Source organism: Streptomyces beijiangensis, assembly GCF_017315755.1.
Taxonomy (GTDB): Bacteria; Actinomycetota; Actinomycetes; order Streptomycetales; family Streptomycetaceae; genus Streptomyces; species Streptomyces beijiangensis.
Genome location: NZ_JAFLRJ010000703.1, coordinates 1 through 300, shown reverse-complemented (window position 1 = coordinate 300; position 300 = coordinate 1). Strand labels below are relative to the sequence as shown.

The following is a 300-nucleotide window of genomic DNA, read 5'->3' as shown; positions in this document are numbered from 1 at the left end:
GGAGCAGGTCTGGTCGGCCGTGGCCACCCCGCGCGGGCTGCCGGGGTGGCTGGCGGCGGCCGATGTGCTGGAGCCGCGGCTCGGCGGGGCGGTCAAGCTGCGGTGGCTGAACGGCGAGAGCGACAACGTGCACAGCGGCACGGTCACCGCGTGGGAGGTGCAGCGCGTCGCCGAGTACACGGTCGATCTGCACGGGCGGGTCCGCTTCCATCTGGAGCCGGTCGGCGCGCAGGCCGCCGTCGTCCGCTTCACCAACGAGTTCCAGGGGCCCGACAGCCTGCGCGCCGACCGGCTCCAGAT

Annotated in this window: 1 protein-coding gene; it reads left to right on the top strand. The window is 74.3% G+C overall.

The features are described from left to right. A partial coding sequence (locus J0695_RS38490) for an SRPBCC family protein (RefSeq protein WP_372445905.1) occupies positions 1-300 on the top strand: 300 nt, incomplete at both ends.